The organism is Citrobacter sp. BDA59-3 (assembly GCF_015167655.1).
GTDB lineage: Bacteria > Pseudomonadota > Gammaproteobacteria > Enterobacterales > Enterobacteriaceae > Phytobacter > Phytobacter diazotrophicus.
In genome coordinates this window covers 282676-305784 of the sequence record NZ_CP063427.1, presented here as the reverse complement: position 1 = coordinate 305784, position 23109 = coordinate 282676, and the positions used below count along the sequence as shown (strand labels likewise).

The 23109-nt window shown below is 53.7% G+C and carries 17 protein-coding genes, 1 tRNA gene, 3 rRNA genes, 2 pseudogenes and 1 riboswitch; of the genes and pseudogenes, 7 read left to right on the top strand and 16 right to left on the bottom strand.

Features of this window, described 5'->3' with window-relative positions:
- The first annotated feature begins 157 nt into the window (after positions 1-157).
- Positions 158-991 carry a glyoxylate bypass operon transcriptional repressor IclR gene (iclR, locus tag IP582_RS01455; RefSeq protein ID WP_039076768.1) on the top strand — a complete coding sequence of 278 codons (834 nt, stop codon included), beginning with the start codon at positions 158-160 and terminating at the stop codon, positions 989-991.
- On the top strand, positions 984-1397 hold the full coding sequence (locus IP582_RS01450) for an ASCH domain-containing protein (RefSeq protein ID WP_193794875.1): 414 nt from the start codon (positions 984-986) through the stop codon (positions 1395-1397). Before iclR ends, IP582_RS01450 begins: the two co-directional genes overlap by 8 nt.
- A 6-nt stretch (positions 1398-1403) precedes the next feature.
- Here the strand turns inward: IP582_RS01450 and aceK are convergent, their stop codons facing one another.
- From aceK to metA, 4 genes are all read right to left on the bottom strand, one after another.
- Positions 1404-3146, bottom strand: a complete 1743-nt coding sequence (gene aceK / locus IP582_RS01445; RefSeq protein WP_193794874.1) for a bifunctional isocitrate dehydrogenase kinase/phosphatase — start codon at positions 3144-3146, stop codon at positions 1404-1406.
- 125 nt (positions 3147-3271) lie between these two features.
- Positions 3272-4576 (bottom strand): isocitrate lyase, encoded by a 1305-nt coding sequence (gene aceA, locus IP582_RS01440; RefSeq protein WP_103245891.1) that lies wholly within the window; start codon positions 4574-4576, stop codon positions 3272-3274.
- Positions 4577-4731: 155 nt separating this feature from the next.
- On the bottom strand, positions 4732-6333 hold the full coding sequence (aceB, locus tag IP582_RS01435; protein WP_039076764.1) for a malate synthase A: 1602 nt from the start codon (positions 6331-6333) through the stop codon (positions 4732-4734).
- 268 nt (positions 6334-6601) lie between these two features.
- The gene (gene metA / locus IP582_RS01430) at positions 6602-7531 is read right to left on the bottom strand and encodes a homoserine O-succinyltransferase (RefSeq protein WP_193794873.1); all 930 of its coding nucleotides are present in this window, start codon (positions 7529-7531) and stop codon (positions 6602-6604) included.
- Positions 7532-7686: 155 nt separating this feature from the next.
- On the opposite strand from metA, the gene IP582_RS01425 reads away from it, so the two are divergent.
- Complete coding sequence (locus IP582_RS01425) at positions 7687-8127, top strand: acetyltransferase (protein ID WP_193794872.1); 441 nt, start codon at positions 7687-7689, stop codon at positions 8125-8127.
- 21 nt (positions 8128-8148) lie between these two features.
- Here the strand turns inward: IP582_RS01425 and IP582_RS01420 are convergent, their stop codons facing one another.
- From IP582_RS01420 to IP582_RS01400, 5 genes are all read right to left on the bottom strand, one after another.
- Entirely contained in the window at positions 8149-8532 is a 384-nt protein-coding gene (locus IP582_RS01420; RefSeq protein ID WP_193794871.1) for a YjaA family stress response protein, read from the bottom strand.
- Between the two features lie 73 nt (positions 8533-8605).
- Positions 8606-8721: ribosomal RNA gene (gene rrf / locus IP582_RS01415) — 5S ribosomal RNA — on the bottom strand.
- 195 nt (positions 8722-8916) lie between these two features.
- Positions 8917-11819 (bottom strand): 23S ribosomal RNA (locus IP582_RS01410).
- Between the two features lie 182 nt (positions 11820-12001).
- A tRNA-Glu gene (locus IP582_RS01405) sits at positions 12002-12077 on the bottom strand.
- An 85-nt stretch (positions 12078-12162) separates the two neighbouring features.
- A 16S ribosomal RNA gene (locus IP582_RS01400) occupies positions 12163-13702 on the bottom strand.
- The 16S, 23S and 5S rRNA genes sit together here with 1 tRNA gene alongside, the layout of an rRNA operon.
- Before the next feature lie 563 nt (positions 13703-14265).
- Between IP582_RS01400 and purH the strand changes: the two genes are divergently transcribed.
- Both purH and purD read left to right on the top strand, forming a co-directional pair.
- Positions 14266-15855, top strand: a complete 1590-nt coding sequence (gene purH, locus IP582_RS01395) for a bifunctional phosphoribosylaminoimidazolecarboxamide formyltransferase/IMP cyclohydrolase (protein WP_193794870.1) — start codon at positions 14266-14268, stop codon at positions 15853-15855.
- A 15-nt stretch (positions 15856-15870) separates the two neighbouring features.
- Positions 15871-17163 carry a phosphoribosylamine--glycine ligase gene (gene purD, locus IP582_RS01390; protein WP_193794869.1) on the top strand — a complete coding sequence of 431 codons (1293 nt, stop codon included), beginning with the start codon at positions 15871-15873 and terminating at the stop codon, positions 17161-17163.
- Here purD and IP582_RS01385 read toward each other — a convergent pair.
- Positions 17160-17735 (bottom strand): annotated as a pseudogene (locus IP582_RS01385) (sigma 54-interacting transcriptional regulator); the annotation flags it as partial. The gene purD and the pseudogene IP582_RS01385 sit on opposite strands and share 4 nt — an antisense overlap.
- Between IP582_RS01385 and zraP the strand changes: the two are divergent.
- A pseudogene (gene zraP, locus IP582_RS25235) lies at positions 17730-17879 on the top strand (zinc resistance sensor/chaperone ZraP); the annotation flags it as partial. The pseudogenes IP582_RS01385 and zraP overlap by 6 nt on opposite strands.
- A gap of 3 nt (positions 17880-17882) precedes the next feature.
- On the opposite strand, the gene IP582_RS01380 reads toward zraP, so the two are convergent.
- The 6 genes from IP582_RS01380 to nudC all read right to left on the bottom strand — a co-directional run bounded on the left by IP582_RS01380 (position 17883) and on the right by nudC (position 22250).
- Positions 17883-18575: a DUF1481 domain-containing protein gene (locus IP582_RS01380; RefSeq protein WP_107224574.1), complete on the bottom strand. Its 693-nt coding sequence runs from the start codon at positions 18573-18575 to the stop codon at positions 17883-17885.
- Between the two features lie 13 nt (positions 18576-18588).
- Positions 18589-18861 carry a nucleoid-associated protein HU-alpha gene (gene hupA, locus IP582_RS01375; protein WP_035890328.1) on the bottom strand — a complete coding sequence of 91 codons (273 nt, stop codon included), beginning with the start codon at positions 18859-18861 and terminating at the stop codon, positions 18589-18591.
- 186 nt (positions 18862-19047) lie between these two features.
- Positions 19048-19638, bottom strand: coding sequence for a YjaG family protein (locus tag IP582_RS01370; RefSeq protein ID WP_071193735.1), 591 nt, complete (start codon positions 19636-19638; stop codon positions 19048-19050).
- A 42-nt stretch (positions 19639-19680) separates the two neighbouring features.
- Positions 19681-20352: a deoxyribonuclease V gene (gene nfi / locus IP582_RS01365; protein WP_039076843.1), complete on the bottom strand. Its 672-nt coding sequence runs from the start codon at positions 20350-20352 to the stop codon at positions 19681-19683.
- Between the two features lie 9 nt (positions 20353-20361).
- A complete protein-coding gene (gene hemE / locus IP582_RS01360) occupies positions 20362-21426 on the bottom strand; it encodes a uroporphyrinogen decarboxylase (RefSeq protein ID WP_193794868.1) in 1065 nt (354 codons plus the stop codon).
- A gap of 50 nt (positions 21427-21476) precedes the next feature.
- The gene (gene nudC, locus IP582_RS01355) at positions 21477-22250 is read right to left on the bottom strand and encodes an NAD(+) diphosphatase (RefSeq protein ID WP_193794867.1); all 774 of its coding nucleotides are present in this window, start codon (positions 22248-22250) and stop codon (positions 21477-21479) included.
- 89 nt (positions 22251-22339) lie between these two features.
- On the opposite strand from nudC, the gene rsd reads away from it, so the two are divergent.
- The gene (gene rsd / locus IP582_RS01350; RefSeq protein WP_193794866.1) at positions 22340-22843 is read left to right on the top strand and encodes a sigma D regulator; all 504 of its coding nucleotides are present in this window, start codon (positions 22340-22342) and stop codon (positions 22841-22843) included.
- Positions 22844-22896: 53 nt separating this feature from the next.
- A riboswitch (TPP riboswitch) is annotated at positions 22897-23052 on the top strand.
- Positions 23053-23109 lie beyond the last annotated feature (57 nt).

Here is a 23109-nt window from a genome sequence, read left to right as displayed (position 1 = left end):
CAGCAGGACATACTGGCACAAACTGACAGAGCGGAAAAGGCGCACAGGGGGAACATGAGAGATGTTCATTTGAACTCATCCGATCAGTCCGCGTCAGAGTTGCATTATAATTAAATAAAACGAAAATGATTTCCACGATACAGAAAAGGAGTCAGCCATGGTCGCCACTGTTCCCGCTAAACGCGGCAGAAAACCCGCCGCCCCCGCCGCTCAGGCTACCGGGCAAGTCCAGTCTCTGACGCGTGGACTCAAACTGCTTGAGTCAATTGCCGAATCCCATGGTAGCGTTGCGCTCACCGAGCTGGCGCAACAGGCTGGCCTGCCCAATTCCACAACCCACCGTCTGCTCACCACCATGCAACAGCTTGGCTTTGTACGCCAGGTCGGTGAATTAGGCCACTGGTCCGTTGGCGCCCACGCGTTTATCGTCGGCAGCAGCTTTTTGCAAAGCCGCAACCTGATGGCGATTGTCCATCCGATCCTGCGCAAGCTGATGGAAGATTCCGGCGAGACGGTCAACCTTGCGGTACTCGACCAGAGCGACCATCAGGCCATAATTATAGACCAGGTACAGTGTACCCAACTGATGCGCATGTCCGCGCCGATTGGCGGGAAGCTGCCGATGCACGCTTCCGGCGCGGGTAAGGCGTTCCTCGCCTATTTGAATGATGACCAGGTCTCCGGCCTGCTCCATCGCAAAGGGCTGCATGCCTATACCCATGCCACGCTGGTATCACCGGTGCACCTGAAAGAGGATCTGGCCCAGACGCGTAAGCGCGGTTACTCCTTTGATGACGAGGAACATGCGCTTGGCCTGCGCTGCGTCGCTGCCTGCATTTATGATGAACACGGTGTGCCGTTTGCCGCGATCTCTATTTCCGGCCCCATTTCCCGTATCACCGATGACCGGGTGACTGAGCTGGGCGCGCTGGCGATCAAAGGGGCCAAAGAGGTGACGGTCGCCTGGGGCGGGATGCGTCAAAATGGCTGACCTCAAATCATATTGGCAGGATAAATACCCTTCGGCTTTCTGCTGGTCGTTCGGCGATTCACCGGAACTGGCCGACGAACTGGCAGACCTGGTCATCGCGGGGAAAAAGCGCGGTACCTGCGGCTCGCTTGCCAGCTACAGGCAAGAACACCCCCCCGTCACGCCAGGGGCCTATCACATTGTGCTGGATGGCCAGGACAAAGCCGTATGCGTGATACGCACTCTGACGCTCAGGCTGATCCGGTTTAATGAAATGAGTCCTGAGCTCGCCGCGCTGGAAGGCGAAGGTGATTTGAGCCTGGCTTACTGGCAATCGGCGCATCAGGCATTCTTTGAACGTGAAGGCACCTGGACGCCGGATATGGAGCTGATTTTTGAGGAATTTGCCGTTGTTGAAGTAGGCTAAACCAAGTTACCCCACCTGCTGTAGGTTACCGTAGCGCACGCAAAAGCGCTGGCGGCGACGGTAGGCGTAAACATCTTCCACATGACCGTTTTTGATGCGTGCCTGCAGACCTCGCCAGTAGTCGGCGCGCAGCAAATCGGCGTGCATCTCTTCAAATAGCGGTCCGATGCGCGGGTCGGCGCACAACCAGTGGCGAAACTCCTCCGGGAAAACATCGCCCGGCGAGACGCTATACCAGGGTTCGGCACTCAGTTCATCTTCCGGGTAACGCGGCTGCGGAATATCACGGAAGTTGACCTCCGTCATATAACAAATCTCGTCATAATCGTAGAACACCACGCGCCCGTGACGGGTGACGCCAAAGTTTTTAAACAGCATATCGCCGGGAAAAATATTCGCCGCAGCAAGCTGGCGGATGGCGTTCCCGTACTCTTCCACCGCATCGCGCAACTGCGAACCATGTACCCGCTCGAACCAGAGATTAAGCGGCACCATGCGGCGCTCTATATAGAGATGACTGATGGAGATGCGATCCCCAAGGTCGGTGATTTTCTGCGGCGCCTCCTGGAGCAATAGCGCCATTAACGCCGGGTCAATCTGGCGCTTTTCAAGAACGAAGTGTTCAAACTCTTGTGTATCCGCCATACGTCCGACGCGATCATGTTCCTTCACCAGTTGATAGCAGGCGCGCACATGCGCCGCGCTCATCTCTTTTTGCGGCGGGAATTTATCTTTGATGACCTTAAAGACCCTGTCGAAGCCCGGCAGCGTGAAGACCAGCATCACCATGCCGCGAATGCCCGGCGCCTCAACAAACTGCTCGTCCGAGGCATAAATATAATTCAGGTATTCGCGATAGCTTTCCGTTTTACCGTGCTTCTGGCAGCCAATAGCCATGTAGAGTTCAGCGGTGGTTTTACCCGGCAGAATCTCCCTTAACCACTCAATGGTGGCTGCGGGTAACGGGGCATACACCATAAAATAGGAGCGGGCGAAGCCGAACACGATACTGGCCTCCGACTGCGAGGTCAGACAGGTATCGACAAACAGCTCGCCTTCGTCCGTACGATGAATCGGCAGCAGGAAGGGAAGCGTGCCCGCAGGGGTGATCAATTTGCCCACTAACCACGCCGCTTTATTACGGTAAAACAGCTCGTTTGCGACCTGCAAATGGGACTGACGCAATGTATCGGCGCCAAACGTCTCTGTCAGGTGAGTAATGATATAACCGACATCCCGCGCTTTATCCTGCCAGGGCAGACGCAGCGGCAGATCGGTTAATACCTTGGTTAACAGGGATTCCCAACCACGCTCAGGCCAAAAGTCCTTCGCCAGCGGGCGCGGAATGGTGCGAAAGCGCCGTTCCGGCTGAGAACTGAAAATAAACAGGCGCTCGGGGCTAAGCGAGCGGTGATCGAACAAGCGGCAGTAGACGGAGTTAAAAAAACTCTCAGCAATTTCGAAGCGCGGGTAGTCCGGTAACAGGTGGGTGTAATGCTCTTTCACCCGTAGCAGAAATTCGGCATCAGGCTGCTGGCTGTCGGTGATGCAGCGTAGCTGCTCCACAACCAGCCCAACGTGGTGATCGTAAAGATGGATGCGCTGTTTCATCGCCTGCTGGACGGCGTGCCAATCCGCCAGTTCGAAACGCTGCTGCGCGCCGGCAGTCACTTCCAGAAAGCGCCCGTATTGCGCATCGAAACCTTGCAGGATGGTTTGTGCAATCAGTAATTCCAGGCCACGCGACATCGCATCGTTCCCCTCACCCCGGCCTCTCCCTCCAGGGAGAGGGGGAAAACATTATCCAGCCAACCCCGAAAACTGCACGGATCGATCCTCTCTCCCCTGAGGGGAGAGAGTTACGGTGAGAGGTGTCAGAACTGAGCTTCTTCCGTCGAGCCCGTTAACGCGGTAACAGAGGACGCCCCACCCTGGATGATGGTGGTCACTTTATCGAAGTAGCCCGTGCCCACCTCTTGTTGGTGAGACACGAAGGTGTAGCCCTCTTTGGCGGCGGCAAACTCTGGCTGCTGCACTTTTTCCACGTAGTGACGCATCCCCTCACCCTGCGCATAGGCGTGTGCCAGGTCGAACATGTTGAACCACATGCTGTGAATGCCCGCCAGGGTAATAAACTGGTATTTGTAGCCCATCTCCGACAATTGCTGCTGGAAGCTGGCAATGGTTTTGTCGTCCAGATTTTTCTGCCAGTTGAATGACGGCGAGCAGTTATACGCCAGCAACTTGCCAGGGAATTTCGCATGAATGGCATCCGCAAAGCGTTTCGCCAGCGCCAGATCGGGTGTTGAGGTTTCACACCACACCAGGTCGGCATACGGCGCATACGCCAGGCCACGGCTAATAGCCTGTTCGATCCCGGCGCGGGTACGGTAGAACCCTTCGCTGGTGCGCTCGCCGGTGATGAACTCGCTGTCATAAGGGTCGCAATCCGAGGTAATCAGGTCCGCAGCATCCGCATCGGTACGGGCAATCACCAGCGTCGGTACGCCCATGACATCTGCCGCCAGACGCGCAGCCACCAGTTTCTGAATCGCCTCTTGCGTCGGTACCAGCACTTTTCCGCCCATATGGCCGCATTTTTTCACCGAAGCCAGCTGATCTTCGAAGTGAACGGCCGCTGCACCGGCTTCAATCATCGATTTCATCAATTCAAAGGCATTCAGTACGCCGCCAAAACCGGCTTCGGCATCCGCCACGATCGGCAGGAAATAATCGGTGTAACGCGGATCGTTCGGTTCAATACCCGCTGACCATTGGATCTGATCCGCGCGGCGGAAGGTGTTGTTGATCCGATCGACCACAGCCGGAACGGAGTTGGCCGGGTAGAGCGATTGATCCGGATACATACTGGAGGCCAGGTTCGCATCTGCCGCCACCTGCCAGCCCGACAGATAAATCGCTTCGATGCCTGCTTTTGCCTGTTGCAATGCCTGCCCGCCAGTCAGTGCGCCAAGGCTGTTGATATAGCCTTTTTTCGCCTCACCATGCAGCAGACGCCACATTTTCGCTGCGCCCATCTGCGCCAGCGTGCATTCCGGGTTCACCGAGCCACGTAATTTCACCACCTCTTCCGCGCTATAAGGACGCGTGATGCCTTCCCAGCGAGGGTTAGTCCATTCTTTTTTCAGTTCTTCTATTTGTTGGGTACGGGTTTTCATGTGCAGATGCTCCATATTCTCGTCCTGGCTTTCCAGGCGTTATTGGTGAAAGCAGTTTGGTCACGGAGCCGCGCAAAAACCGGAGCGTACTTAGCGTACATGAGGATTTTGAGCGGCTTCCCGGGGCCAAAATGGCGAACAAAATAGCCTGGGCGCTAAGCCAGCAGGCGATAGCCTGGCAACGTCAGGAAATCGATTAACTCATCAGAGGTGGTGATCTGCTCCATCAGGCGGGCAGCATCATCGAAACGTCCGCTACTAAAGCGGTGTTCGCCCAACTCTTCCTGAATCACCAGCATCTCTTCGGCCAGCATTTGACGGAACAGGGCCTTCGTGACCGGTTTGCCATTGCTGAGCGTTTTCTCGTGATGGATCCACTGCCAGATTGAGGTACGCGAGATTTCAGCCGTTGCCGCATCTTCCATCAGACCGTAAATCGGTACACAGCCGTTGCCGGAGATCCACGCTTCGATGTACTGAACGGCCACGCGGATATTGGCGCGCATCCCCTCTTCTGTGCGTTCGCCATCGCAGGCCGCCAGTAGCTGATCTGCCGTAGTGGGGGCGTCGCTCTCACGCGTAACTGCCAGTTGGTTTTTGTTTTCACCCAGTACCTCGTTAAAGACAGCCATGGCCGTATCCGCCAGGCCCGGATGCGCAATCCACGTACCGTCATGGCCGTTGTTGGCTTCCAGCAATTTGTCCGCTTTTACTTTATTGAGTACCTGGTTGTTGCGTTCAGCATCTTTACTGGGAATAAAGGCCGCCATGCCGCCCATGGCGAACGCGCCACGGCGATGGCAGGTTTTAATCAGCAGCCGTGAATAGGCGCTCAGGAACGGTTTATCCATCGTTACCACCTGACGATCGGGTAGCACACGATCCGGGTGGTTTTTCAATGTCTTGATATAACTAAAGATGTAATCCCAACGGCCACAGTTCAGACCAACAATATGGTCACGCAGCGCATACAGGATTTCATCCATCTGGAAGACGGCAGGCAGCGTCTCGATCAGCAAGGTGGCCTTGATGGTACCGCGCGGCAGGTCGAAGCGATCTTCGGCATAACAGAAGACTTCACTCCACCATGCCGCTTCCTGCCATGCCTGGGTCTTCGGCAGATAAAAGTAAGGACCGCTGCCTTTTGCCAGCAACGCTTTATGGTTGTGGAAGAAATAGAGCGCAAAGTCGAAGAGGCTGCCAGGGATAGCTTCGCCGCGCCAGGTCACGTGTTTTTCTGGCAGATGCAAGCCACGGACGCGACAAATCAGTACCGCCGGATCGGGCTTGAGCTGGTAGATTTTCCCGGCCTCATTGGTGTAGCTGATGGTGCCATTCACCGCATCACGCAAGTTAATTTGCCCATCGATCACTTTATCCCAGTCCGGTGAAAGGGAGTCTTCGAAATCCGCCATGAAGACTTTCACGTTGGCATTGAGCGCATTGATCACCATTTTGCGTTCAACGGGTCCGGTGATCTCAACACGGCGATCCTGCAAATCTTCCGGGATACCACGAATAGTCCAGTCGCCCTCGCGAATGGAATTAGTTTCCGAAATAAAATCAGGCAGCTTGCCGTTGTCGATATCCTGCTGCTGTTGCATACGCGCAGCCAGTAGCTTATTGCGTTGTGGCGTAAAGCGTGTCACCAGCTCCGTAAGGAATTCGACCGCTTCCGGGGTCAGAATTTGCTTTTCCATTTCGCCATAAGGCTTGTTAAAAGCCAACTCACCTGTCGTCGTTGCCTGTTGTGTCATTGCGCTGCTCCTCATCATCGTTGATCCGCGTACACTCCCCAACGCGAACGAAAGATCGTTGTATGGTTTTCGTTCAGCACAATTAAGACTACTCATTTAATTTTCAAAATCAAAAACAATTTCCATTTTAATTTAAAAAACAACTTAACTATTTGATAACAATGAATTTAAAATTTAATTACTTGTTGGAGGGAATTTCAGGCATGAAAAAGGCACCCGAAGGTGCCTGAAATGGTGAGCTGAAACGCTTTAGGATCGTGCTGAAACGTTAATCAAGCGTTGGGTTCATATGGCTCAGGTCGAACGGCGTAATCTGGTACACGTAGTAGTTCAGCCAGTTGGTAAACAATAGATTTCCATGGCTACGCCATGTCGCATGTGGCTTGTTCCGGGGATCGTCGTTCGGGAAATAGTTATACGGGATTTCAGGTGACAGCCCGGCCTCAACATCACGGAAATACTCACCTGCCAGAGTATTAGCGTCGTACTCAGGATGGCCGGTAACAAAGGCGATACGCTTATCTTTGCTGGCGAACAGATAGGCATCGCCCTGATCGCTTTCAGCCAGGATTTCCAGGTCGGTATAGTCACGAATCAGTGCCGCCGGGAAATCGGCATAGCGTGAGTGCGGCGCGAGGAACGTATCATCAAAACCACGAGTCAGCAGAGCATGTGGATATAAAATGTGGTGCTCATAGACGCCGGACAGCTTTTCACTGCGGGTTTGCTTAGGAATACCGTAAAGGATGTTCAGTGCGGCTTGTACCGCCCAACAGACAAACAACGTGGAGGTGACATGGTCTTTTGCCCACTCCAGTACCTGTTTGATCTGCGGCCAGTAGGCAACATCGTTAAATTCAACCAGACCCAATGGCGCACCGGTTACAATCAAGCCATCGAAGTTCTCTTCGCTGATTTCATCAAAGTTACAGTAGAAGTTGTTGAGGTGTTCCACTGGCGTATTGCGTGATTCACGTGCGTCAATGCGCAGTAGCTTGATATCCACCTGCAGTGGCGAGTTGGAGAGTAACCGCAGAAATTGGTTCTCTGTCTCGATCTTCTTTGGCATCAGGTTGAGGATAAGTACCTTGAGCGGACGAATTTCCTGACCTGTAGCACGCGATGTCGTCATCACAAAGACGTTTTCATCACGCAAGAAATTGACGGCTGGTAGCTCGTCCTGCACCCGAATCGGCATAACTTATATCCTCACTGCATACGTTTAAACGTTTAGACATCCAGATAGCTGACAATACCCAGGAATGAGCGAGTTGTCGAGTCTGCATGTAGAAGGTGAGAAAGTTTCACGAAAGTGTTTGCGTTAGAATATAAGCGCGCATAACAGGAGACAATATGGTTATTAGTATTCGTCGTTCACGACCTGAGGAAGGAGAGAAGCTGATCGCTATCTGGTGCCGCTCGGTCGATGCGACACATGATTTTTTGTCCAGAGACTATCGGGCAGAACTGGAGGAGCAGGTGAGTGCATTTTTACCGACAGCGCCGCTTTGGGTTGCCGTCAATAAACAGGATGAACCCGTTGGGTTTATGCTACTCACCGATAAGCATATGGATGCACTGTTTATTGATCCTGACGTTCGCGGCAGCGGCGTAGGGAAACGACTGGTTGAACACGCTCTGTTGTTGGCTCCCAACTTAACGACCAACGTTAATGAGCAAAACGAGCAGGCCATTGGGTTCTACCTTAAGCTGGGATTTATGGTAACCGGACGAAGCGAAAAGGATGATTCCGGCAGGCCATATCCACTGCTGCATTTACGCTATCAACAGTAATGTTTACCGCTTAACTCTTTTTTACCGCTTCGCGATCAGCGCCATCACAGCGTCATCGCTCAGGGGTGTTGATTGCGCGTGCGTTATCAAGCGGCGATAACGCATTCGCGTCGCACCTGCGACGACTTCCTGCAGGATACGCTCTTCGACCTGCGATAATCCGCCCTCATTCATTTCCAGCGCGCTGATAACAATGTCAAAGCGGTCTGTGCGCAGCAGTTTCCTGAGCCATGAACGGGGTCGGATCTGTTCGATAAGGTCCCACAGAACTTTTTCGGCCTTGAAAAAATCAGCGATAAGCAGGCGTTGATTACTAAAGGCACTGCTTCCTGATACATCCTGCTTACGCTCAATGTTGCGAACGGTGATTTGATTTTTGCGAACCTGGATATAAAGAACAGACATGAAAAATTCCTTTTATCATGCGAAGAAAACGCAAAAAGCCCATCCGTGAGGATGGGCTTCTTACTTGTCTGATGCCTGGCAGTTCCCTACTCTCACATGGGGAGACCCCACACTACCATCGGCGCTACGGCGTTTCACTTCTGAGTTCGGCATGGGGTCAGGTGGGACCACCGCGCTAAAGCCGCCAGGCAAATTCTTTGTGCTCGTCCTGTGTCTTTTGCGCTCATACTGCGTTGGCTGCTCTTGCGAACGTCAGTCACATACTCATGTATGCTCCTTCCGTCGCTGCGTTTGCCGCCTTGTCTCAGCGCAAAATCCTTCGGACTCTGAATCTAAGCTGAAATTGTTGTCTTCTCAAATCCGCCAAAACATCTTCGGCGTTGTAAGGTTAAGCCTCACGGTTCATTAGTACCGGTTAGCTCAACGCATCGCTGCGCTTACACACCCGGCCTATCAACGTCATCGTCTTCAACGTTCCTTTAGTGGACTTAAAGTCCAAGGGAAGACTCATCTCGGGGCAAGTTTCGTGCTTAGATGCTTTCAGCACTTATCTCTTCCGCATGTAGCTACCGGGCAGTGCCATTGGCATGACAACCCGAACACCAGTGATGCGTCCACTCCGGTCCTCTCGTACTAGGAGCAGCCCCCCTCAATCTTCCAGCGCCCACGGCAGATAGGGACCGAACTGTCTCACGACGTTCTAAACCCAGCTCGCGTACCACTTTAAATGGCGAACAGCCATACCCTTGGGACCTACTTCAGCCCCAGGATGTGATGAGCCGACATCGAGGTGCCAAACACCGCCGTCGATATGAACTCTTGGGCGGTATCAGCCTGTTATCCCCGGAGTACCTTTTATCCGTTGAGCGATGGCCCTTCCATTCAGAACCACCGGATCACTATGACCTGCTTTCGCACCTGCTCGCGCCGTCACGCTCGCAGTCAAGCTGGCTTATGCCATTGCACTAACCTCCTGATGTCCGACCAGGATTAGCCAACCTTCGTGCTCCTCCGTTACTCTTTGGGAGGAGACCGCCCCAGTCAAACTACCCACCAGACACTGTCCGCAACCCGGGTAACGGGTCCACGTTAGAACATCAAACATTAAAGGGTGGTATTTCAAGGTTGGCTCCATGCAGACTGGCGTCCACACTTCAAAGCCTCCCACCTATCCTACACATCAAGGCTCAATGTTCAGTGTCAAGCTATAGTAAAGGTTCACGGGGTCTTTCCGTCTTGCCGCGGGTACACTGCATCTTCACAGCGAGTTCAATTTCACTGAGTCTCGGGTGGAGACAGCCTGGCCATCATTACGCCATTCGTGCAGGTCGGAACTTACCCGACAAGGAATTTCGCTACCTTAGGACCGTTATAGTTACGGCCGCCGTTTACCGGGGCTTCGATCAAGAGCTTCTCCTTACGGATAACCCCATCAATTAACCTTCCGGCACCGGGCAGGCGTCACACCGTATACGTCCACTTTCGTGTTTGCACAGTGCTGTGTTTTTAATAAACAGTTGCAGCCAGCTGGTATCTTCGACTGATTTCAGCTCCACCCGCAGGGGCTTCACCTACATATCAGCGTGCCTTCTCCCGAAGTTACGGCACCATTTTGCCTAGTTCCTTCACCCGAGTTCTCTCAAGCGCCTTGGTATTCTCTACCTGACCACCTGTGTCGGTTTGGGGTACGATTTCGTGTTACCTGATGCTTAGAGGCTTTTCCTGGAAGCAGGGCATTTGTTACTTCATCACCGTAGTGACTCGTCATCACACCTCAGCCTTGGTTATCCGGATTTGCCTGGATAACCAGCCTACATGCTTAAACCGGGACAACCGTCGCCCGGCTAACATAGCCTTCTCCGTCCCCCCTTCGCAGTAACACCAAGTACAGGAATATTAACCTGTTTCCCATCGACTACGCCTTTCGGCCTCGCCTTAGGGGTCGACTCACCCTGCCCCGATTAACGTTGGACAGGAACCCTTGGTCTTCCGGCGAGCGGGCTTTTCACCCGCTTTATCGTTACTTATGTCAGCATTCGCACTTCTGATACCTCCAGCATGCCTCACAGCACACCTTCGCAGGCTTACAGAACGCTCCCCTACCCAACAACGCATAAGCGTCGCTGCCGCAGCTTCGGTGCATGGTTTAGCCCCGTTACATCTTCCGCGCAGGCCGACTCGACCAGTGAGCTATTACGCTTTCTTTAAATGATGGCTGCTTCTAAGCCAACATCCTGGCTGTCTGTGCCTTCCCACATCGTTTCCCACTTAACCATGACTTTGGGACCTTAGCTGGCGGTCTGGGTTGTTTCCCTCTTCACGACGGACGTTAGCACCCGCCGTGTGTCTCCCGTGATAACATTCTCCGGTATTCGTAGTTTGCATCGGGTTGGTAAGCCGGGATGGCCCCCTAGCCGAAACAGTGCTCTACCCCCGGAGATGAATTCACGAGGCGCTACCTAAATAGCTTTCGGGGAGAACCAGCTATCTCCCGGTTTGATTGGCCTTTCACCCCCAGCCACAAGTCATCCGCTAATTTTTCAACATTAGTCGGTTCGGTCCTCCAGTTAGTGTTACCCAACCTTCAACCTGCCCATGGCTAGATCACCGGGTTTCGGGTCTATACCCTGCAACTTAACGCCCAGTTAAGACTCGGTTTCCCTTCGGCTCCCCTATACGGTTAACCTTGCTACAGAATATAAGTCGCTGACCCATTATACAAAAGGTACGCAGTCACACCACGAAGGTGCTCCCACTGCTTGTACGTACACGGTTTCAGGTTCTTTTTCACTCCCCTCGCCGGGGTTCTTTTCGCCTTTCCCTCACGGTACTGGTTCACTATCGGTCAGTCAGGAGTATTTAGCCTTGGAGGATGGTCCCCCCATATTCAGACAGGATACCACGTGTCCCGCCCTACTCATCGAGCTCACAGCCTGTGTGCTTTCGTGTACGGGGCTGTCACCCTGTATCGCGCGACTTTCCAGACGCTTCCACTAACACACAAGCTGATTCAGGCTCTGGGCTGCTCCCCGTTCGCTCGCCGCTACTGGGGGAATCTCGGTTGATTTCTTTTCCTCGGGGTACTTAGATGTTTCAGTTCCCCCGGTTCGCCTCGTTTGACTATGTATTCATCAAACGATAGTGCAACGGATTGCACTGGGTTTCCCCATTCGGACATCGCCGGGTCAAAGGTTCATATCACCTCGCCGGCGCTTTTCGCAGATTAGCACGTCCTTCATCGCCTCTGACTGCCAGGGCATCCACCGTGTACGCTTAGTCGCTTAACCTCACAACCCGAAGATGTTTCACTTCTGATTGCGATAATTTGAGAGACTCGAACACACATGAGCTGTGTGTCGTTTCAATTTTCAGCTTGATCCAGATTTTTAAAGAGCAAATATCTCAAACATGACTCGTAAGTCAGTTTTGAGATATCGGTGGCAACGCCTTTCACACATTACCGCGCAAGTGGCGTCCCCTAGGGGATTCGAACCCCTGTTACCGCCGTGAAAGGGCGGTGTCCTGGGCCTCTAGACGAAGGGGACACTGAAGTCTCACTCGCAAGACGCCTTGCTTTTTACTTTTCATCAGACAATCTGTGTGGACACTACAAAGGCAGGTTCTTTAAGGTAAGGAGGTGATCCAACCGCAGGTTCCCCTACGGTTACCTTGTTACGACTTCACCCCAGTCATGAATCACAAAGTGGTAAGCGCCCTCCCGAAGGTTAAGCTACCTACTTCTTTTGCAACCCACTCCCATGGTGTGACGGGCGGTGTGTACAAGGCCCGGGAACGTATTCACCGTGGCATTCTGATCCACGATTACTAGCGATTCCGACTTCATGGAGTCGAGTTGCAGACTCCAATCCGGACTACGACATACTTTATGAGGTCCGCTTGCTCTCGCGAGGTCGCTTCTCTTTGTATATGCCATTGTAGCACGTGTGTAGCCCTGGTCGTAAGGGCCATGATGACTTGACGTCATCCCCACCTTCCTCCAGTTTATCACTGGCAGTCTCCTTTGAGTTCCCGGCCGGACCGCTGGCAACAAAGGATAAGGGTTGCGCTCGTTGCGGGACTTAACCCAACATTTCACAACACGAGCTGACGACAGCCATGCAGCACCTGTCTCACGGCTCCCGAAGGCACTAAGGCATCTCTGCCGAATTCCGTGGATGTCAAGACCAGGTAAGGTTCTTCGCGTTGCATCGAATTAAACCACATGCTCCACCGCTTGTGCGGGCCCCCGTCAATTCATTTGAGTTTTAACCTTGCGGCCGTACTCCCCAGGCGGTCGACTTAACGCGTTAGCTCCGGAAGCCACGCCTCAAGGGCACAACCTCCAAGTCGACATCGTTTACGGCGTGGACTACCAGGGTATCTAATCCTGTTTGCTCCCCACGCTTTCGCACCTGAGCGTCAGTCTTTGTCCAGGGGGCCGCCTTCGCCACCGGTATTCCTCCAGATCTCTACGCATTTCACCGCTACACCTGGAATTCTACCCCCCTCTACAAGACTCAAGCCTGCCAGTTTCGAATGCAGTTCCCAGGTTGAGCCCGGGGATTTCACATCCGACTTGACAGACCGCCTGCGTGCGCTTTACGCCCAGTAATTCCGATTAACGCTTGCACCCTCCGTATTACCGCGGCTGCTGGCACGGAGTTAGCCGGTGCTTCTTCTGCGGGTAACGTCAATCGCTGCGGTTATTAACCACAACGCCTTCCTCCCCGCTGAAAGTACTTTACAACCCGAAGGCCTTCTTCATACACGCGGCATGGCTGCATCAGGCTTGCGCCCATTGTGCAATATTCCCCACTGCTGCCTCCCGTAGGAGTCTGGACCGTGTCTCAGTTCCAGTGTGGCTGGTCATCCTCTCAGACCAGCTAGGGATCGTCGCCTTGGTGAGCCATTACCTCACCAACAAGCTAATCCCATCTGGGCACATCCGATGGCAAGAGGCCCGAAGGTCCCCCTCTTTGGTCTTGCGACATTATGCGGTATTAGCTACCGTTTCCAGTAGTTATCCCCCTCCATCGGGCAGTTTCCCAGACATTACTCACCCGTCCGCCACTCGTCACCCGAGAGCAAGCTCTCTGTGCTACCGTTCGACTTGCATGTGTTAGGCCTGCCGCCAGCGTTCAATCTGAGCCATGATCAAACTCTTCAATTTAAAAGTTTGATGCTCGTAGAATTAAACTTCGTAATGAATTACGTGTTCACTCTATGAGACTTGGTATTCATTTATCGTCCGGGGACGTTAAGAATCCATGTCACTTTGAGTGCCCACACAGATTGTCTGATAAATTGTTAAAGAGCAGTGCAACGCGGCTTTCGCTCACCGTTGCGAGGTGGCGTATATTACGCTTTCCTCTTTCAGAGTCAACCCGTTATTTCAGGATTTTTCTCTTCAACCGACCCGGCTGTTTGTGTGAAGTGATTCACATCCGCCGTGTCGATGGAGGCGCATTATAGGGAGTTCTCCGCAGGCCGCAATAGAAAAATTGCAGAAAAATGACTGACTGCTGCATTCCACAGCAAAAGCGCGCCTTATACCCTTTTGCACACAGACTTATCCACAATGCTGCGAAAAAGTGAAAATTCGCGAGCGTTGCGCAAACGTTTTCGTTAAAATGCCCCCGCTAAAACAAGGATGCCCCGTAAGGGGCGTTAGCTGAGTTTTTGATGAAAATTCAGCTAACGCTCTCTGTAATCGTCAAATCCAGGGGATTTACCATGCAACAACGTCGTCCAATCCGCCGCGCGCTGCTCAGTGTTTCTGACAAAGCCGGTATCGTCGAATTCGCCCAGGCACTTTCTGCACGCGGTGTGGAACTGCTATCTACAGGGGGCACTGCCCGTCTGTTAGCTGATAAAGGCCTGCCGGTGACCGAAGTTTCCGATTACACCGGTTTCCCGGAAATGATGGATGGACGCGTTAAGACTCTGCATCCGAAAGTGCATGGTGGGATCCTTGGCCGTCGCGGTCAGGATGATGCCATCATGGCTGAGCACAGCATCTCTCCTATTGATATGGTCGTTGTTAACCTTTATCCGTTTGCCCAGACCGTGGCCCGCGAAGGCTGTTCCCTGGAAGATGCGGTAGAGAATATCGATATCGGCGGCCCGACTATGGTGCGCTCGGCGGCGAAGAATCATAAAGACGTCGCCATCGTTGTAAAGAGCAGCGACTACGATGCCATTATTAAAGAGATGGATGCCAACGAAGGCTCCCTGACCCTCGACACCCGCTTCGACCTCGCCATTAAAGCCTTTGAACACACCGCCGCTTACGACAGCATGATCGCCAATTACTTTGGCAGCATGGTGCCGGCCTATCACGGCGAGACAAAAGAAGCCGCCGGCCGCTTCCCGCGCACTCTGAACCTGAACTTCATTAAGAAGCAGGATATGCGCTACGGCGAAAACAGCCACCAGCAGGCAGCCTTCTATATAGAAGAAGAGATCAAAGAAGCTTCTGTTGCGACCGCGCAGCAAGTTCAGGGCAAAGCGCTTTCCTATAACAATATCGCCGATACCGATGCTGCACTGGAATGTGTGAAAGAGTTCAGCGAACCGGCCTGCGTTATCGTTAAACACGCTAACCCATGCGGCGTAGCGGTCAGTTCCTCTATTCTGGATGCTTACGATCGCGCTTATAAAACCGACCCGACTTCCGCGTTCGGCGGTATCATCGCCTTTAACCGCGAACTGGATGCGCAGACCGCGCAGGCCATTATCTCCCGCCAGTTTGTAGAAGTGATCATTGCACCGTCTGCGACTGAAGAAGCCCTGAAGATCACTGCCGCGAAACAGAACGTCCGCGTGCTGACCTGTGGTGAGTGGACCGCACGCGTCCCGGGTCTTGATTTCAAACGCGTTAACGGCGGCCTGCTGGTTCAGGACCGCGATCTGGGTATGGTGACCGAAGGCGAACTGCGTGTTGTTTCCAAACGCCAGCCGACCGAACAGGAACTGCGTGACGCGCTGTTCTGCTGGAAGGTCGCGAAGTTCGTGAAATCCAACGCCATCGTCTACGCCAAAGAGAACATGACCATCGGGATCGGCGCAGGCCAGATGAGCCGCGTTTACTCTGCGAAAATTGCCGGGATTAAAGCAGGCGACGAAAGTCTGGAAGTGAATGGCTCCGCCATGGCGTCTGACGCCTTCTTCCCGTTCCGTGATGGTATCGACGCGGCCGCAGCCGTAGGCATCACCTGCGTGATCCAGCCTGGCGGCTCTATCCGCGACGACGAAGTCATTGCCGCAGCCGACGAACACGGTATCGCGATGATCTTCACCGACATGCGTCATTTCCGCCATTAATCCACGGAGCAGAAAATGAAAGTATTAGTGATTGGCAACGGCGGGCGCGAGCACGCCCTGGCGTGGAAAGCGGCACAGTCACCGCTGGTCGACACCGTTTTCGTCGCACCGGGCAACGCAGGCACAGCGCTGGAACCCACGCTGCAAAACGTCGCCATTGGCGTAACCGATATTCCGGCGCTGCTGAGTTTTGCTCAGAGCGAGAAGATTGATCTGACCATCGTTGGCCCGGAAGCGCCACTAGTGATTGGCGTTGTGGATGCGTTCCGTGCCGCAGGGCTGAAAATCTTCGGCCCAACCGAAGGCGCGGCTCAACTGGAAGGCTCTAAAGCCTTCACCAAAGATTTCCTCGCGCGTCATAACATTCCGACAGCGGAATACCAGAACTTCACCGAAGTCGAGCCAGCGCTGGCGTACCTGCGTGAGAAAGGTGCGCCGATCGTCATCAAGGCCGACGGCCTGGCCGCCGGCAAGGGCGTGATTGTCGCCATGACGCTGGAAGAAGCGGAAGCGGCCGTTCACGACATGCTGGCAGGCAACGCCTTTGGCGACGCAGGCCACCGTATCGTTATCGAAGAGTTCCTCGACGGTGAAGAAGCCAGCTTTATCGTGATGGTTGACGGTGAGCATGTGCTGCCTATGGCGACCAGCCAGGATCATAAACGCGTCGGTGATGGCGATACCGGTCCGAACACGGGCGGTATGGGCGCTTATTCCCCCGCTCCGGTGGTGACGGATGAAGTCCACCAGCGCACCATGGAGCGTATCATTTGGCCAACCGTTAAAGGTATGGCCGCCGAAGGGAATACCTATACCGGCTTCCTGTATGCCGGTCTGATGATCGACAAGCAGGGTAACCCGAAGGTTATCGAGTTCAACTGCCGCTTCGGTGATCCGGAAACCCAGCCGATCATGCTGCGCATGAAATCCGATCTGGTGGATCTGTGTCTCGCAGCCTGCGATGGCAAGCTGGATGAGAAAACCTCCGATTGGGATGAGCGCGCGTCTCTTGGTGTCGTTGTTGCGGCGGGTGGTTATCCGGGTAATTACAACACCGGGGACGAGATCCACGGACTGCCGCTGCAAGAAGTGGCGGATGGCAAAGTCTTCCACGCCGGCACAAAGCTTTCCGACGATGACCGCGTTCTCACCAACGGCGGTCGCGTACTGTGCGCGACTGCGCTGGGCCACACCGTTGCCGAAGCACAAAAGCGTGCATACGCCTTAATGGAAAATATCCAGTGGGAAGGTAGCTTTAGCCGTAAAGATATCGGTTATCGCGCAATTGCCCGCGAGCAAAACAGCTAACGGCTGAGCTTTGCCAGCAGCGTTTTGCGCGTAATGCCCAACTGACGGGCGGCTTCTGTTTTGTTGCCGCCCGTTTTTTCGAGCGCAGCGAGGATCGCTTCTTTCTCTACATCGACCAGCGGCTGAATAACATCATCGCCGTGTGGCGCGTTCGCAATCGGCGTACCGACAATCGCCAGCGGCAGCTCGCGCTCAGAAATAAACTCTCCGGTCAGCAAGACCACCGCCCGTTCAATCGCATTCTCCAGCTCACGAATATTGCCCGGCCATGCGTAGTGAATCAGCAAGTCCATCGCCTGCGGCGTAAATCCCTGTATCGCTTTACGGTTACGCTCGGCGTAACGTTGCAGGAAATAACGCGCCAGCGGAGGGATATCTTCCCTGCGTTGACGCAGCGGCGGCATGTCGATAGTCACGACGTTCAGGCGGTAGTAGAGATCCTGACGAAAACGCCCGGCGCTAACCTCCCCGGCTAAATCCCGGTGGGTGGCGGCAATCAGCCGTACGTCAACCGAAAGGGTCTGGTTGCTGCCCACGCGCTGCACTTCGCGCTCCTGAATCGCCCGCAGCAGACAGAGACGCTAAGCCAAAAACTGGACCAACAGCGAGTCAAGTTTGATATCGCCTTAGCACAGGCAGGGATTCCTCACGGTGAAGGCATGGGACGCGGAAGTTGTGGCGGAGGCCGCGACCATATGGGAATGAATCACGGGTAAAACTTAGAAACTTTTCTCAGTTGGCTGCCAGGTACAAAAATCCTCATTGGCCACCAGCAGCAACTGAGATCCTTCGGGACCTTCCAGCCACGCTACGCTCACTTCCGCCGATGAATGATTCTGCCGACGCTCTATATGGCTGATAGCCAGGGAATCGAGGTCGGGTTTGATGGTTTGACCTTCGCATGTTGTAACGGAACCATTGGCATGCCAACGGCCCTGGCGCAGCACTACACGCCCCAGGCGCAATGCGTCACTGGTCTGCCGAAGCTGGTTCGCACGATAACGGTAGAGCGCGACCTGATCGCTGGAAAGCTGCTCTTTCTGACCATTGACTTCACGCTGCATGAAACTCAGCTCACCGTGGTCATCAAAGCGCACACGGATGTGTTCCGGTGTTTTACCGTAGATATTGAGTTCAATCAGCCGAAGCTCATCGCCCTGCCAGCGGTATTCACTTAAAGAGGTATTCCCGTTGTGCCACGGGCTAAAAGCGGCGAGAAGATGGGTCTCGCTGTCTGAATCTTTGCGCCAAAGGCGCTCTGCTCCCTGGTCCCCGGCATAGCCGCTGGCGGTGAAGGGGGGAAGTGAGGAGTTGTGGCTACAGGCAGTTAATAACAGCACGCCCGCCAGCACCTGTGATCGGCGCCAGAAAGACAAAAGGGGCCGCAAAGCCCCTTCGATAAAACTGTTCACTGCCACGCCTGTCTTACTTAACAGAGTCTTTCAGTGCTTTACCAGAAACAAACGCCGGTACGTTAGCTGCGGCGATTTTGATTTCTTTACCGGTCTGCGGATTGCGGCCAGTACGCTCAGCGCGGTGGTTCACTTTGAAGGTACCGAAACCAACCAGTTGTACAGCATCGCCTTCTTTCAGAGACTCAGTAATCGCAGCCAGGGTGGATTCCAGAGCAGCTTTCGCTTGCGCTTTAGACAGATCAGCCTTGTCTGCAATTACATCAATCAGTTGAGTCTTGTTCATAAGTTATCCTTTCAATGTGTTTATCGCTTGCTAAGCATCGAGTGCGACGGAAATGCCAGAAAAGCACTCTCCTGCATACACGCACCGATAGCCACTTTTTTTCGCCCCCCAAATGTAGACCAGACGGGGGTGCGAAGGGAAGCCTCCCAGGACGACAAAACAGGCGTTAAATCACGTTTTGTTGTCTCATTGCTGCAAATTTATACCGATATTACTGTCCCCGGCCTCACGCAGGTCTGCGCGCAGGCCTTTGATCAGTTCAATATCGCGTTCTTCACAAGCAGCCAAAAGGCGGAAAATCTCCCATTGAATGTCCCATTCCTGCTCCACCGCTGGGTTTTCTTTGAGCTCTTCGTCGGTCATTTCGCGACCTGCGTGAGTCATTTCCAGCATCGCAACGGTGGTAATAGATGTCTTGCTGACCTCAATCGCGTACTCTGTCGATTCACCGCTCAGGAGAGCATGAATAAGATCGCTTAGCGCCACACAAGCATCAATCGCCGGGTAGACACCGTACATATCGTAGTCGTCAGCCGAAGGAATTGCCTCTTCCAGCTTCTCAAGCTGGTTATCGAAATTCACCTTTGCATCTTTTACCGTCAGCGTTTCCCACACCAAATCGAGAATGCGGCGATAAAGCTGCGGGTCGCCAAACTCCGTTTCCTGGCAGAACATGGCGTAATTGGGATACATGCGCTCGCAAAGAGAGGCCATAAAGGTGACGTGCTGCCACGTTGCCAGCTTCTCCAGACGCAGGTGAATCGGGTTTTGTAACATGATAGGTTCTCTGATGCAGAAATTAGCGGCAGTGTACCTGAATCAACGCTGGATTTCCTGCCAACGCGCGAATGCAGGGCGGCCCGATGCGACAGCGTCGGCCCAACGGGTCGGTTCAGGCAGCCGATAGCCTTTCATGCAACGCTGCACCCAGGCCAGCGCGGTATCCGTGCTCACCCGATGCCCTGTCGCCACGAAGAGAGGGTTACAGCGCGCCTTACTGCGCCAGACCCATGCCAGTTGCTCGCCTTTGTCCATCAGCGGCGCCAGGGCGCCCGGTTCGTCAGAGAGTGGCTCAAACTTACCGCACAGCCGTTTTTTCGCCACGCCAATGGTTGGCACATCCACCAGCAGACCAAAGTGGCTGGCAACCCCCAGACGACGGGGATGCGATATTCCATGGCCATCGACAAATAGCAGATCCGGTTTTTGTGAAAGTTGCTCCCACGCCGCAAGCAGCGCGGGATATTCACGAAAAGAGAGAAAGCCGGGGATATAAGGCATCGTGGTCGCAATACGCGCCACTTTATACTCAACCAGTTCCAGTTCAGGCCAGGTCAACAGCACCATCGCGGCACGCGTCACTTCGCCGCCTTGCTCAAACCCTACATCCGCACCGCCGATCAGAGCGGGAGGATCTTTTTCCAGACGATCCTCACGGGAAACAGAAGAGGCCAGTTCAATTTGTTGAGCGCGTAGCGACGCGAGATCCATAACGACTCCTTACTTGTGATACCGGGCTGAGAGTCTGTGCACCGCCTCCACAAATACGCCAGCATGTTCTGGCGGCACATCCTGATGGATGCCGTGACCGAGGTTGAACACATGCCCTTCACCCTGACCGAAACCAGCAAGTATAGACGCCACTTCGTCTTCGATGCGGGCAGGTGCGGCATAAAGCATCGAGGGATCCATGTTGCCCTGCAGCGCCACTTTGTGGCCGACACGGCGTCGTGCATCGCTGATATCTGTCGTCCAGTCGAGACCCAGAGCGTCACAGCCCGTCTCCGCCATCGCTTCCAGCCACTGCCCACCGCCTTTGGTAAACAGCGTCACCGGTACGCGTTTGCCATCGTTTTCGCGCAGCAGGCCATCGACGATTTTATGCATGTAATAGAGCGAGAACTGCTTGTAATCGCGCCCGGTCAGCACACCGCCCCAGGTGTCGAAAATCATCACCGATTGCGCACCGGCTTTGATCTGCGCGTTGAGGTACAGGGTGACGCTGCTGGCCAGCTTATCAAGCAACAAATGCAGCGTTTGCGGTTCGGCGTACATCATCTTTTTAATGACGGTAAAGGCTTTACTGCTGCCGCCTTCCACCATATAGGTCGCCAGCGTCCACGGACTGCCAGAGAAGCCAATTAGCGGCACTTCACCTTTCAGTTCACGGCGAATGGTACGCACGGCGTTCATGACGTAGCCCAGTTCCTGCTCCGGGTCCGGCACGGGCAGTTTTTCAACATCCGCACGACAGGTAATGGGAGAGGTAAAACGTGGGCCTTCGCCCGCCTCGAAATAGAGCCCTAATCCCATTGCGTCCGGGATGGTCAGGATGTCGGAAAAAAGAATGGCCGCATCCAGCTTGTAGCGACGCAAAGGCTGAAGGGTGACTTCGCACGCCAGTTCGGCATTTTTGCACAGCGACATAAAATCACCCGCCTGTGCGCGCGTCGCTTTGTACTCCGGGAGATAGCGACCAGCCTGACGCATCATCCATACTGGCGTCACATCCACGGGCTGGCGCAGAAGTGCGCGAAGGTAGCGATCGTTTTTTAATTCGGTCATGTTTACAGTTCCTTATTGCGTCAGCCCGCCAGTGTAACACTACTCGTTCTTTACTCGTATTCTGCCCGGCACTGCGCCACCGTATCTTCAATCAAACGACGGGCAACAGTACCAGGCGGAGGCAGCAGAGGCAGGTCATCGAAGCGGTACCAGCCCGCATCCAGCAACTCTTTAGGATCGATAACAATCTCCCCGCTGTCATATTCCGCCATAAAAGCCGTCATTAGCGATTGCGGGAAAGGCCAGGGCTGCGAGGTGATGTAACGCAGGTTTTTCACTTTGATGCCGCTCTCTTCCATCACTTCACGCGCGACGGCCTGTTCAAGCGTTTCGCCCACTTCGACGAAACCGGCCAGAACGGTGTAAATACCATTGCGATGACGGGTATGCTGAGCCAACAGAATTTTATCATCGCGGCGAATGGCAACGATAATGCAGGGCGCAATCTGCGGGTAATAACGTTCGCGGCAGTGGTCACATAACATGGCCCACTCTGTCTTGCTGGGGTGCATAGTATGTCCGCAATACCCACAAAACCTATGTGAGCGGTAAAACTCAGCCAGTTGAACGCCGCGCCCGGCCAGTTGAAACAATCCAGCATCCTGTTCAATCACCTGGCGGACAGTTCCCATCTCCTGCCGACGATTCTGGCGGATCATCCACACAGGTTCGCCTTCCCATTCGCCTATCTGGAGTGCGCTTTGCCCCACAAGATCGAAATTTCCTGCATTACCGAGTGGTAATTCTCCCCCGGGCAACCATAATTTTTGTTCATGGCTTACGATCCACCAGCCATGATCTGATGACTCGATAATACGATGCATTTGTTTGCACTACCTTAGCTTTACTGGCATGTTGTTAACATTATTATTACATTCGAGCGTTTTTTAATCTTAATATTGCGGAGTCAATTATGCTAAACCAGTTAGCAACCCTGGCGGAACGAATTGGAGGAAGTAACGAACTGGTCGACAACTGGCTGTATAACCGAAAACAGCTACTGGTTCATTACTACAACCTGGTTGGCATAACCCCTGGAAAAGGCTCGTACATGCAGCTGAATGAAAAAGCGCTGGACGAATTCTGTCATAACCTGGTTGAATACCTTTCCGCCGGTCATTTTAATATTTATGAACGGATTATCGGTGAAATGGAAGGGACCAGCCCACTTTTAGCCTCCACGCAGATTTACCCTCTCCTCGAAGCCAATACCCTGGAAATTATGGAGTACTACGACTCCAGCCTGGAAAATGCTATCGATGATGACAATTACGCTGAGTTTCAGCAGGCGCTGTCTGATATCGGCGAAGCGCTTGCAGCCCGCTTTTCGCTTGAAGACAAGCTGATCATACTGGCATACGACAACAATCTTAAAGATGGCGCCAACGACGCAAGTGGAATGGCGCGTCCTGCTTGAGTTCTTTCTGATTAACGCGTAGTTTAAAAAACAGTCCCCGTCTTCGGACGGGGTTTTTCTTGTCGGAGTGCCTATATTTCCACAAAAGCATTCGCGATGCCCTAAGAGGCGGCGCGAAGGATGAAGTGGAAAAGGCTGAGACCGTTAATTCGGGATCCGCGGAACCTGATCAGGTTAGAACCTGCGAAGGGAACAAGAGTAATCCATTCACATCAATCACCCTTGCGGTGATCTGTTGTTATTACTCCATCCGTCGTCTGACAAGC

Coding starts and splice junctions, on each gene's coding strand:
- aceA (WP_103245891.1), bottom strand. CDS start 4,576: ATGAAAACCCGTACCCAACAAATAGAAGAACTGAAAAAAGAATGGACT.
- aceK (WP_193794874.1), bottom strand. CDS start 3,146: ATGTCGCGTGGCCTGGAATTACTGATTGCACAAACCATCCTGCAAGGT.
- IP582_RS01420 (WP_193794871.1), bottom strand. CDS start 8,532: ATGTCTGTTCTTTATATCCAGGTTCGCAAAAATCAAATCACCGTTCGC.
- purH (WP_193794870.1), top strand. CDS start 14,266: ATGCAACAACGTCGTCCAATCCGCCGCGCGCTGCTCAGTGTTTCTGAC.
- IP582_RS01450 (WP_193794875.1), top strand. CDS start 984: ATGGCTGACCTCAAATCATATTGGCAGGATAAATACCCTTCGGCTTTC.
- purD (WP_193794869.1), top strand. CDS start 15,871: ATGAAAGTATTAGTGATTGGCAACGGCGGGCGCGAGCACGCCCTGGCG.
- iclR (WP_039076768.1), top strand. CDS start 158: ATGGTCGCCACTGTTCCCGCTAAACGCGGCAGAAAACCCGCCGCCCCC.
- IP582_RS01370 (WP_071193735.1), bottom strand. CDS start 19,638: ATGTTACAAAACCCGATTCACCTGCGTCTGGAGAAGCTGGCAACGTGG.
- rsd (WP_193794866.1), top strand. CDS start 22,340: ATGCTAAACCAGTTAGCAACCCTGGCGGAACGAATTGGAGGAAGTAAC.
- hupA (WP_035890328.1), bottom strand. CDS start 18,861: ATGAACAAGACTCAACTGATTGATGTAATTGCAGACAAGGCTGATCTG.
- hemE (WP_193794868.1), bottom strand. CDS start 21,426: ATGACCGAATTAAAAAACGATCGCTACCTTCGCGCACTTCTGCGCCAG.
- aceB (WP_039076764.1), bottom strand. CDS start 6,333: ATGACACAACAGGCAACGACGACAGGTGAGTTGGCTTTTAACAAGCCT.
- nudC (WP_193794867.1), bottom strand. CDS start 22,250: ATGCATCGTATTATCGAGTCATCAGATCATGGCTGGTGGATCGTAAGC.
- metA (WP_193794873.1), bottom strand. CDS start 7,531: ATGCCGATTCGGGTGCAGGACGAGCTACCAGCCGTCAATTTCTTGCGT.
- nfi (WP_039076843.1), bottom strand. CDS start 20,352: ATGGATCTCGCGTCGCTACGCGCTCAACAAATTGAACTGGCCTCTTCT.
- IP582_RS01425 (WP_193794872.1), top strand. CDS start 7,687: ATGGTTATTAGTATTCGTCGTTCACGACCTGAGGAAGGAGAGAAGCTG.